The sequence below is a fragment of the uncultured Helcococcus sp. genome (genome assembly GCF_946998255.1).
Classification (GTDB): Bacteria; Bacillota; Clostridia; order Tissierellales; family Peptoniphilaceae; genus Helcococcus.
Map to the genome: position 1 here is coordinate 1 of NZ_CAMPYN010000039.1, position 11,885 is coordinate 11,885.

General features: G+C 31.6%; 12 protein-coding genes. 7 read left to right on the forward strand and 5 right to left on the reverse strand.

The features are described 5' to 3' along the window. From Q0U66_RS04250 to dnaA, 5 genes are all read right to left on the reverse strand, one after another. A partial coding sequence (locus Q0U66_RS04250; RefSeq protein WP_297377790.1) for a DNA gyrase subunit B occupies positions 1-1,774 on the reverse strand: 1,774 nt, incomplete at its 3' end. Continuing rightward, complete coding sequence (gene recF / locus Q0U66_RS04255) at positions 1,761-2,885, reverse strand: DNA replication/repair protein RecF (RefSeq protein WP_297377792.1); 1,125 nt, start codon at positions 2,883-2,885, stop codon at positions 1,761-1,763. The genes Q0U66_RS04250 and recF, both read right to left, overlap by 14 nt. A gap of 13 nt (positions 2,886-2,898) precedes the next feature. After that, a complete protein-coding gene (locus Q0U66_RS04260) occupies positions 2,899-3,111 on the reverse strand; it encodes an RNA-binding S4 domain-containing protein (protein ID WP_297377794.1) in 213 nt (70 codons plus the stop codon). 8 nt (positions 3,112-3,119) lie between these two features. Then, positions 3,120-4,214 (reverse strand): DNA polymerase III subunit beta, encoded by a 1,095-nt coding sequence (gene dnaN / locus Q0U66_RS04265; protein WP_297377796.1) that lies wholly within the window; start codon positions 4,212-4,214, stop codon positions 3,120-3,122. A gap of 163 nt (positions 4,215-4,377) precedes the next feature. Then, the gene (gene dnaA, locus Q0U66_RS04270; protein ID WP_297377798.1) at positions 4,378-5,829 is read right to left on the reverse strand and encodes a chromosomal replication initiator protein DnaA; all 1,452 of its coding nucleotides are present in this window, start codon (positions 5,827-5,829) and stop codon (positions 4,378-4,380) included. Between the two features lie 487 nt (positions 5,830-6,316). On the opposite strand from dnaA, the gene rpmH reads away from it, so the two are divergent. The 7 genes from rpmH to mnmG form a co-directional block, all read left to right on the forward strand. After that, positions 6,317-6,451: a 50S ribosomal protein L34 gene (gene rpmH, locus Q0U66_RS04275; RefSeq protein WP_103981754.1), complete on the forward strand. Its 135-nt coding sequence runs from the start codon at positions 6,317-6,319 to the stop codon at positions 6,449-6,451. 15 nt (positions 6,452-6,466) lie between these two features. Then, the gene (gene rnpA / locus Q0U66_RS04280) at positions 6,467-6,799 is read left to right on the forward strand and encodes a ribonuclease P protein component (protein ID WP_103981753.1); all 333 of its coding nucleotides are present in this window, start codon (positions 6,467-6,469) and stop codon (positions 6,797-6,799) included. After that, on the forward strand, positions 6,799-7,011 hold the full coding sequence (yidD, locus tag Q0U66_RS04285; protein WP_103981752.1) for a membrane protein insertion efficiency factor YidD: 213 nt from the start codon (positions 6,799-6,801) through the stop codon (positions 7,009-7,011). The genes rnpA and yidD overlap by 1 nt, the downstream gene beginning before the upstream one ends. A gap of 8 nt (positions 7,012-7,019) precedes the next feature. Beyond that, entirely contained in the window at positions 7,020-7,781 is a 762-nt protein-coding gene (locus Q0U66_RS04290; protein WP_103981751.1) for a YidC/Oxa1 family membrane protein insertase, read from the forward strand. Positions 7,782-7,790: 9 nt separating this feature from the next. Next, positions 7,791-8,846, forward strand: coding sequence for an RNA-binding cell elongation regulator Jag/EloR (gene jag, locus Q0U66_RS04295; protein ID WP_297377804.1), 1,056 nt, complete (start codon positions 7,791-7,793; stop codon positions 8,844-8,846). A gap of 62 nt (positions 8,847-8,908) precedes the next feature. Further along, positions 8,909-10,285 carry a tRNA uridine-5-carboxymethylaminomethyl(34) synthesis GTPase MnmE gene (mnmE, locus tag Q0U66_RS04300; protein ID WP_297377806.1) on the forward strand — a complete coding sequence of 459 codons (1,377 nt, stop codon included), beginning with the start codon at positions 8,909-8,911 and terminating at the stop codon, positions 10,283-10,285. Between the two features lie 72 nt (positions 10,286-10,357). Next, positions 10,358-11,885 (forward strand): tRNA uridine-5-carboxymethylaminomethyl(34) synthesis enzyme MnmG (gene mnmG, locus Q0U66_RS04305; RefSeq protein ID WP_297377808.1); only part of this gene is annotated, 1,528 nt, incomplete at its 3' end.

Here is an 11,885-nt window from a genome sequence, read left to right on the forward strand (position 1 = left end):
TCATGGTTGTTTCCCATAATTGGTCGGCATTCATCTCACCAAGCCCCTTATATCTAGATAATTTATACTTTTCACCTTCTATATTTTCTAAGATTTGTTCTAATTCCCTATCATTATAAACATATCTTTCCTTCTTACCTTGAGACAATTTATATAAAGGTGGTTGGGCTATAAATACCCTTCCAGCTTCAATTAATGGTCTCAAGAATCTAAAGAAGAAGGTTAATAATAGGGTATCAATGTGGGAACCGTCAACATCGGCATCAGTCATGATAACAATCTTACCATATCTCAATTTAGAGATATCAAATTCTTCCCCTATACCTGTACCAAAAGCAGTGATAAGGGCTTGGATTTCTTCTGAAGAAAGCACCCTATTCATCCTTGCTTTTTCAACATTAAGGATCTTACCTCTTATAGGTAAGATTGCTTGAGTTTTATTATCTCTACCTAACTTAGCAGAACCACCCGCTGAGTCCCCTTCGACTATAAATATTTCATTTTCTGAAATATCTGTAGATTGGCATTCTGCAAGCTTACCAGGTAGGGTTGTATTAGTTAAAATAGAATTTTTCTTTCTTGATAAGTCTCTAGCTTTCTTTGAAGCTTCTCTAGCTCTTCTTGATGCTTCAGACTTTTCAATAATAGTTTTTGCTGTCTTTGGATTTTCTTCTAAATAAGCACTTAGGTGTTCTGTTAGGAAGGAATCAACAATCCCCCTCATTTCAGAAGATCCTAACTTAGACTTGGTTTGTCCTTCAAATTGTGGATTACTTAATTTTACAGCAACAATAGCCGTTACACCTTCCCTCACATCTTCACCAGAGAAGTTTTCATCCTTATCTTTTAATAATTCATATTCTCTAGCATATGAGTTTATAACCTTAGTCAATCCTGACCTAAATCCTGTTAGGTGGGTACCACCTTCCGGAGTTAAAACTGTATTAGCAAATGATAAAACAGTTTCTGAATATCCATCTGTATATTGGATAGCTAGGTCAACTTCACAGCCATCTGTTAGGCCTTTAAAGTGCATTACATCACTATGTAAAGGTGTTTTCTTTTTATTTAAAAATTCTATAAATGATTCTAAACCACCTTCAGCATGGAATACTTCCCTATATGGCTTGCCATCTTCGTCTTTTTCTCTGTTGTCTATAAATTCAAGTCGTAGACCTTGGTTTAAGAATGACATTTCTAAAAATCTCTTAGCCAAAGTCTTTCTATTAAAGATAACTGTTTCAAAAATTTCGTCATCTGGCATAAAGCTAATTTTTGTACCAGTTTCATCTGTTTTTTCATGCTTGGTCAAACCTTTTACAGTTTTACCTCTTGAAAACTCGGCTGTATACCTATAACCATCTCTTTTTACTTCCGCAACCATCTTTTTAGATAGGGCGTTTACAACAGAAACCCCAACCCCGTGTAGACCACCAGAGAATTGGTAGGCTTCTGAGTCGAATTTACCACCTGCGTGAAGAATGGTAAGTACTGTTTCCAAGGTTGATAAACCTGTAGTCTTATGTTTCTTAACAGGAATACCTGACCCGTTGTCGGATATTTCTATAGAACCATCTTCTAAAATTTCAATCTTTATAGAGTCTGCCCTTCCTGCTAAAGCTTCGTCAACAGAGTTGTCAACAACTTCATATACAAGGTGGTGGAGGCCTTGCTCACCGGTAGAACCGATATACATACCTGGTCTAACACGAACAGCTTCCAGACCTTCTAAGACCCTAATACTTTGTTCACTATAGTCTTTATTTTGTACCATCTTTTTCCCTTCCTGTAATCACTCTTCCTTTATCTATTGTAAATACTTTTGAACCAGAATTGTCTAAATCCAAGTTTACTAAGGAATTTGTAGTGATTATATTTTGATATTTCTTTGATTTTTGCACCAATAAACTAGCCCTAGTATTGTCTAATTCAGAAAATACATCATCCCACAAAAGTATAGGTTTGGTGGATGTTAGGACTTCTATTAGTTTGGCCTCTGCCAGTTTTAGTGACAACATCACAGTCCTTTGCTGGCCTTGAGAGGCGTAATTTTTAACATCTTTTCCATTGATTAAAAATATTATTTCATCCTTATGTGGCCCATAAAGACTTTGATATCTTTCTATTTCACTTTGTTTTTTATCAAGTAAAATATCATGGTATTGTTTTTCAATATTTGTTAAGTCATCAAGTTTTTCTGCAAAATTATATTCGTAGATTATATCTAAGTCTTCCTTTGAAGAAGTTAATTCACTATGAAATTCCTTGGCATATTTTTTAAGAATATTTAAATATTTGTACCTATAAATACCAATCTTTGCCCCATATTCTACAAGCTTAGCATTGTAACTTGTAAGCATTTGTTCAAAATATTTGTTTTTTGCTGGGTTTTTCAACAATAAATTCTTTTGTCTTCTTATATTATTATAATTATTTAGATAAATCTTATAAGCAATGTCATTGTTTGAAATTATATCGTCAATAAACTTTCTTCTCAATGAAGGAGTTTCCTTTATTATCAATATTTCTTCTGGAGCAAATAAGACTACTCCAAATTGACTTTTCATTTCAGAAACATTCACATCTACGTCATTTATTTTGATTTGCTTATTATAATTTCTTGATAACTTAATTTCTACATTTTTTCTTTTATTTTTACTAAGAATCACAGCCTTCAAATACATTTCATTTTTATCAAAATTGATAAGCTCTGTTTCTTTTATACTTTTAAAACTATATCCCCTTGCAGCAATATAAATAGCTTCAAGCAAATTAGTCTTTCCTTGAGCATTTTTCCCTACTAATATATTGGTATTATCATGAAATTCAATGAATTCATCATCATAATTCCTATGATTAATAAGCCTCAATTCTTTTATTATCATGCTGCCTCAGTTCTTAAATAATTTCTAAAGTCTCTTCTAAAATTTCTATTTCAACCCTGTCTCCAGGTCTGATTTTTTTCCCTCTTTGAGTAACAACTTCATCATTTACCTTTACTTGTCCATCCAAGATAAGATTTTTCGCATCTCCACCTGTTTGTACAAGGTTAGCAAATTTTAATAAAGAATCTAATTTTATAAATTCAGTTTCTATTTTTATTTTTTCCATAACTACTCCTATTGGGATAATCTTACAGGTAATACTAAGTATAAGTAGTCATCATCTTCATTAGCTGGATAAATGTTCATTGGTGATAAAGAATTTTGTAGGTGAAGTAAAACTTCATCTTCATTGATAGCCTTTAGCCCTTCTAGTAAATATCTAGTGTTGAATGCTATATTTAAGTCTTCACCTTCTTGACTTGCAAAAACATCTTCATCCAAGCTTCCATATTCAGAATTTGATGATATATTAATCACCCCATCATGTATTTGTAACTTTGTAAGTGATGATGACATACCAGTTGTTAATAACTGGGCTCTTTCTAATGAGTTTATTAAATCATGCCTATTAACTTTTACACTTGTTTGGTAAGAAGAGTTCAATAACTTCTTATAATCTATATAGTTTTTAGATATTAGGCTTGAATACATCTTGGTATCACCATTAATAAATACTATATGCCCTTCAACTACAACTATTTCAGTTTTATCGTCATCCAAGATCTTTGTTAATTCGCTAAAGGCTCTCTTAGGAACAATAGCTGATACATCTAAGTCTAAATTACAATCCAAGGTCCTTACAGCCATCCTATAGCCATCTAGACCTACAAAGTTTATCTTCTTATCTTTGATTTCAAATAAAACGCCTGTCAAGGCTAGTCTTGTTTCATCTGTTGAGGTTGCAAACAAGGTTTCTCTTATAGCCTTAGTTAAAATAGTATTATCTATAGTTAATATACTATTTTCTTCAACATCTGGTAGTGGTGGATATTCTTCAGCAGCTTGACCTTGTATATCAAAAACTGAATTTTGAGATTTAATATTTACCTTATCATCTTTTACTGTAATAGTAATTTCATCTTGAGGCATTTTGTTTATAATATTTCCTATAATAGTAGACTTAATTAAACAAGCACCTTCTTCTATAACATCACATTTAACTCTTGTTTCTATAGACAATTCCATATCTGTTGATGAAAGTATTAATTCATCCCCCTTAGCTTGGAATAATATATTTTCTAATGTTTGTATATTAATCTTGTTAGATATAGCTTTTTGAGCTATAGAAATATGCTTGTATAAGTCAGATTTTAAAATTTTGAATTTCATAAAAAACTCCTATATATATAATTTAAATTAGTAATAATAATAGTAGGGGCCGTTTATAAGTGGATAAGTCATACAAAGTTGACAAATCCAAGAAAAACTATAAGTGATATCCCTGTGGATAAGTCCCTAAATTTTATTTTTACTTACTAAGTTTATCAACAAGCTATTCCTTATTTTGTAAAATAGCAGTTATATTTTCTACATCTTTTCGTATTTCACTATTTGTTTTAATCATCTCTTTTATTTTATCATCCCCATGAATGACTGTTGCATGGTCCCTTTCAAATGAGTTGGCTATCTTTATCAAAGAAAGAGTAGTTAAAGCCCTTGAAAGGTGCATGGCTATTTGTCTAGGTTCCGATATAGTTTTTTGCCTATTTTGTTTTATAAGGTCTTGGACCTCTAAATTATAATAATCAGCAACTACCTCTTTTATTCTTTCCAAGGTAATAGGTTTTTGTTTCTTTTCTTCTATAGATAAGGCTTGTTGAGCTATTTCTAAAAATTCCTCGTCTGAAATATCTCTAGCTCCTGCCGGATTTTTAAGCTTATAAACAGCCATTACCTTCAATAGAGAACCTTCTAAGTTTCTAATATTTGATGTAATATTTTCTGCTATGAATGCAAGTACATTATCTGGAACTGTGTATTTCTCCATCTTTATCTTATGCTTAAGTATAGCAACCCTTGTTTCATAATCTGGTTTTTGTATGTCTGCAATCATACCACCAGAAAACCTAGTTACCAACCTTTCTTCTAACCCCTTTATCTCTTCAGGCCTCTTATCAGAAGTAAAGATGATTTGCTTTTTAGCATTATATAAAGAATTAAAAGTATGGAATATTTCTTCCTGTGTAGATTCTTTACCTGATATAAATTGGATGTCATCAATCATCAAAACATCACAATTTCTATACTTGTCCCTGAAAGATTTAGAATTTGATACAGAATTTTTACTATCTGTAATTGAAGATATAAACTCATTCATAAAATTCTCTGAAGTTATATAAATCACCTTTGCTGAAGGATTTTCTTCTAAAATTTTATGACCGATAGCCTGCATCAAGTGAGTTTTACCAAGTCCTGAAGCACCATATATATAGAATGGATTGTAAAGGGTACCCGGATTTTCAGCAACATTTGTAGCTATTGCCAAAGCTAGATCATTGGACTTACCTCTAATAAAATTCGAAAAAGTATATTTTTTATTTAGAGTATCTTTATAATGGAAGTTTGCAGGAGTTGTTTTGTTTATATTTTTATCTGCATCTTCAATATATCTTGAGATATCATCCATTTCAGTTTGACCAGGCACTTGATTTTCCTGACTTGTCTTATCTTCATTTATCAATTCTGTGAAAAGTTCATCATTAGGATGTAAGATTACAACTTTTATATCTTCACCTAGAATTTTCCTAAAGATATCTTCTATATTACTTTTATATTTTTGATCAGCTATCTTAGCAACAAAAGCAATAGAAGAATATAAATAAATGATAGAATCTTTTCTTTTCAAGGGAGTTAATGGTTTAATCCACGTATTATAATGTACTTCAATCATGTTTAAGAAAAGTTTTCTAGTAACTTCTTCCCACAATTGATTTAAGTTATCCATTTTTCCTCCACATATCAACAATTTATCCACGACAATTCATAACTTATGATGCTTGAAAACATCAGAATCTAGTTAAACAAAATAGACTTATCCACAAAAATGTATTTCAAAGTTATAGACAATTATTCACAAGAAAAAGACTTGAAAAATTAAGATTTTTAAGACTTATCCAAAATAAATATCCACAAGATATCAACTTAGTGGATAAGATTGTGAATAAACTGTTGAAAAGTTAATATTTCCTTTAATATTATAGCAATAAACAGCATAAACATCAAATTTTAATAGACTTATCCACAGACGTGGATATTTTACTTTCGATTCACAAAACAGAAGTTTGAAATAAGATGGATTAAGACATGTTTAGAAAAATAAAATTTATATCTTTGATTACTATGCTTAACTTGACAATAGCTTGCAAAATATCTATAATGTTAATTGATTTATGTCGCTATTTTGCGATAAAAAAAATTAGAAGGAGAAAATTATGAAAAGAACTTATCAACCAAGTAGAAGAAAAAGATCTAGAACACACGGTTTTAGAAAGAGAATGTCAACAGTTGGCGGAAGAAGAGTTTTAAAAGCAAGAAGACAAAAAGGTAGAAAAAAAATATCTCTATAGAAATTTAGGTGAAAGATGGAATCTAAAAACAGGATAAAAGATAACGAAGAATTCAAGAGATTATATAAAAAGTCAAAGAGATATCATAATAAAGATTATAGGATATTAGTTGCTAACAATGAATTTAACTTTCCTAGATTTGGATTTACCATTACAAAAAAATTTGGAAAAGCAAATAAGAGAAATAAAATAAGACGAAGGCTCAAAGAGATTATTCGTCTTAATTTGGATAAATTTGAAAATAAAGACTATATAATTACACCTAAATATCATACAGTAGACTATGATTATAAAGAATTAGAATCGTCATTACTGCATCTTATAAATATTACTAAGAAGGGCAAATAATGAATAAAATAATGGTGTTTTTAATAGAACAATACAGAAAATTTATTTCTCCTATGTTTGGACAAAATAAATGTAAATACACACCTACATGTTCTCAGTACGCAATAGAAGCCTATAAAAAGTATAACTTTTTAAAAGCTTCTTTTCTTACTATATGGAGAATTTTGAGATGTAATCCCTTTAGCAAGGGAGGATACGATCCCTTATCTTAGGAGGAAAAATGATAGAAATATCAATGATATTAGCTAAAACAAATGCAAACTACCAGCCAAATTTTCTAGCAGGCTTATTAGGTAGGTTATTTGAATTTATATTTAATACAGTTGAAGGATTAGGCTTACAAACACAACACATATCAGATTATGCTGTTACCCTTATAATCATGGGGCTTTTATACAAGTTGATAACTTTGCCTACAACAATACAAAATGCTAAAAATGCAGAAAAACAAAGATTATTACAGCCAGAAATGGAAAAGTTAAAAGAAAAATATGGATACGACCAACAAATTTACCAACAAAAATTGATGGAATTCCAAAGAGAAAACAAGTTGATGGCTGGTACAGGTAAATCTTGCCTAATGCTTATAATTCAAATGGTTATAGTATTTGCCCTATTAAGCGTTATTAATAATGCAGACTACTTCTTAGGAAAAGAAAAGTTTGCTGAAATTCACAAAAACTTTTTCTGGATACCAAATCTATCCTTAGCAGACCCTACAGGATTTGCTTTACCATTGATTAACTCATTGTCACAATTAGCTTATTCATGGTTAAATAGTAAAAACATGGCTCAAGCTAATCCACAAGCAGCAGGTATGAACACAATGCTTTATGTAATGCCATTGATGATGTTCTTTATATTTAGAGGACTTGCAGCTGGTGTTGTTTTATATTGGACAGTTGGTAACTTCCTAGAAGTTATAATAAGAGGCTTAGTAAAATTATTTAGATTGGCTACAGGTAAAACTGAAACAAAGTAAGAGGTAAGAATGAGATCTATAATAAAAACAGCTAAAACAATTGAAGAAGCAGTTGAAGCTGGCATTAGAGAATTAAATATAGACAGAGATGATGCAGATATAGAGATTATACAAGAAGCTACCAAGGGCCTATTTGGTTTATTTGGTGGTGAAGATGCAATTGTAAAGATTAAAGAAAAAGAAAAACTTTCAATTGATGTAGAAGACATATTTTCTGATTTAAAAACTGATAATAAAGATAAGTTAAAAGGAAAATCATATAAAGATTTTTCAAATAAAGAAGTCGAGACTATAGAATCTGAAATTGAAGAAGAAGAGGATTTTGACAATAGTGTTGAAATCAATATGTATAAGAAGTCTGATGATGAAGCAAAAGACAAAGTAGAAGAAGATTCAGATGAAGCTGATTTTGAACAAGACTCAGATGATGAATTTGATGGTTTGTATGAAGAAGGATACCAACCAGAAGAAGAAGTCATAGAAGAAGAGCAAGAAGAAAAAGAAGAAACTATCTATAGGTCAGACTTAGAAAAAACATTAAACACCAGAGAATTACTATTTTCAGGAGAAGCAAAAGAAGTTATAGATAATGATAGCTTAGTTGAAGTAGCAGAAAAAGTTAAACAAAACTTGGAAGACCTACTTATCAAAATGCACATAGAAGCTAAGGTTAGCTACGAAACTGCAAGAGATAATATTATTAATTTAGAATTAAGCGATATATCTGAAAATGATACTGGAATAGTAATCGGTGCTAAGGGCGAAACTTTAAATGCTCTTCAATATATTTTGAGCTTTTTAACAAATAACAAAACAAGCAATTTCTATAGAATTACTGTAAATGCAGGCAACTATAGGGATAGAAAAAAAGCCAATATTGAAAATAACGCAAAAAGAGTTGCTTATAAGGTTTTAAAAACTAAAAAGCCTATAGCCCTAAAAGCTATGAATTCATACGAAAGAAGAATTGTTCACACAGCTTTACAAAGTTACAAGGAAATAGAAACAGTTTCAACTGGTAAATTCCCAAATAGAAAAGTTGTTGTGAGATATAAAGGCTTATAAGTTAAACGTCCCTAAATGTTAACATTTGGGACGTTTTTTATATAAAAAGAAAGGGTAAATATATGTCTGAACAAACAATTGCAGCAATATCAAGTGCTGTTGGTGAAGCTGGCATAGGTATAGTAAGGATGTCTGGTGACCAATCCTTAGACATTGCAAAAAGAATATACAGAAACTATAAAAAAAATACTGTAGATAATTTTGAAAATAAAAAAATGACCTATGGCTATATTTACGACCAAGATGAAATGATAGATGAGGTTCTTTTAGCCTATATGCAAGGACCAAAGACCTATACAAGAGAAGATATGGTTGAAATATATTGCCATGGTGGTTTTATAGCTGTAAAGAAAATCTTAAATCTTCTTTTAAAAGAAGGGGCACGAATAGCTGAAAGAGGTGAATTTACCAAAAGAGCATTCTTAAATGGTAGGTTGGACCTATCTCAAGCTGAGGCTGTAATAGATTTGATCGATGCAAAGACCGAAAAAGCCTATGAGGCTTCCCTCTTACAATTAAAGGGATCAGTTGCTTCAAAGGTAAAAGATATCAAAACAAAAATGCTAGATCTATTAGCTAGGGTTGAATATTCCATCAACTTTATGGAAGACTTTGAAGATGACCTACCAATAGAACCAGTCTATGAAAAATCGGATGTTATAATAGAAGACTTAGATGCATTAATTAATTCTGCCAACAAGGGTAGAATTATTAAAGAAGGTATCAAAACTGCCATCATTGGTAAGCCAAATGTAGGTAAGTCTTCCCTACTAAATGCCCTAGTCCAAGACAACAGAGCCATAGTAACAGATGTGGCTGGTACAACTAGGGATACTATTGAAGAATCAATAGACCTTGGAGGTATATCTATAAACATAATAGATACTGCAGGTATAAGGGATACAGAAGATATAGTAGAGTCAATAGGTGTAGAAAAATCAAGAAAAATAGCGGAAGAAGCAGATTTAATCATAGCTATATTTGATGTTTCTAAAGATTTTGACCAAGAAGATAAAGAAATAATGGAATTGATTAAGAATAGAAAGTCCATCATTCTTTTAAATAAAAATGACTTATCTAAAGTTATGGATAAAAATATCATATATGATAACTTTGAAAATAATATGATAATAGAAACTTCCATTTTAAAAGAAGAAGGAATCAAAGATTTAGAAAATGCTATACTTGATTTATTCTTAGATGGAGATATTAAGGTGTCTAACACTACAATGATCACAAACCTCCGTCACAGGGATTTATTGGTCAAGGCAAGGGATAATATAGCTACAGCTATAAAAAGCTCTAAGAAGGGCTATCCTTTAGACGCTATTGAAATCGATCTAAGAAATGCTTATAATCAATTAAGTGAAATAACTGGTGAAACGATTGAAGAAGATGTCCTAGATAAAATCTTTAATGACTTTTGTATAGGAAAATAAAAAAAGAAGATTAGAAAATAGATATAAGAAACAGTCAAAGTGTTAATTATTTAACTATTTCAAGGAGATTTTATGGAAATAAGAGAATATATTGCTGACAATGTTGACGTTTTTGTAATCGGTGCTGGACATGCTGGTGTCGAAGCGGGATTGGCAGCAGCAAGATTAGGAAAAAAGACAATTGTAGCAAGTATCAGTCTTGAAGCTATAGCTGACCTACCATGTAATCCAAATATTGGTGGTACTGGTAAGGGTCACCTAGTTAGAGAAGTTGATGCTTTGGGTGGAGAAATTGGACTAAATACAGATAAGGCTTCAATCCAATCAAAGATGTTAAACACATCAAAGGGCCCTGCTATCCATTCTTTAAGAGTTCAGGCTGATAAAAGACTATACCACGAAGAAATGAAGAAAACCTTAGAAAATACAGAAAATTTAAGGGGCTTAGAAGCTGAAGTTACAGACCTTATAGTAGAAGATGGTAAGGTAAGAGGAGTTAAAACTACTACGGGAGCTATCTATGAAGCTAAGGCTGTAATAGTAGCAACAGGAACCTACTTAAATGGATTGATAATGATGGGTGAATTACAGTATTCATCAGGTCCTCACGGGATGAAACCTTCAAAATTCTTATCTAACAGCTTAGAAGAATTAGGCTTTGATTTAAGAAGGTTCAAAACTGGTACCCCAGCAAGGGTAAATAGTAGGTCATTAGACTATTCACAAATGGTTCCGCAATATGGAGATGAAAACCCGGTTCCTTTCTCATTCTTAAATATTGACAAAGACTTTTCTTACGACCAAGCCTTGACTTGGCAGACTCATACAAGACCTGAAACCCATGAAATCATAAGAAGGGAGTTACACAGATCCCCTATGTATTCAGGTATGGTTGAAGGTATAGGTCCAAGATATTGTCCTTCGATAGAAGACAAGGTTGTAAGATTTGCTGACAAAGACCAACATATTATATTTATAGAGCCAGAAGGTAGGTCTACAAATGAAATGTATGTACAAGGTGCTTCATCTACCTTACCAGTAGAAGTCCAAGAAGAATTCTACAAGACTATAGTGGGCCTAGAAAATGTTGAATTTATGAGACCTGCCCACGGTATTGAATATGATTGCCTAGACGCAACGAACCTAAAAAGTAATTTAGAGTCTACAAATATAGAAAACCTGTTTTTTGCAGGACAAATAAATGGTACATCAGGCTATGAAGAAGCTGCTGCCCAAGGATTAATGGCAGGTATAAATGCCGTATTAAATATAGATGGCAAAGAACCCTTCATCTTAGACAGGTCAGAGGCGTATATAGGTGTACTTATAGATGACCTAGTAACTAAAGACCAAGTAGAACCATATAGAATGATGACTTCAAGGGCTGAATATAGGCTAACATTGAGACAAGATAATGCCGATTTGAGATTAACCAAAAAAGGTTATGACCTAGGGCTAGTAAGTCAAGAAAGATATGACTTAATGCTAGAAAAGAAAGAAGCTATTGAAAAAGAACTGGACAGACTAAAAGCTATTATGATAACACCTACCAAGGAAAATAATGACTTATTAGAAAGTCTAGACTCAAATCCAATTAAAA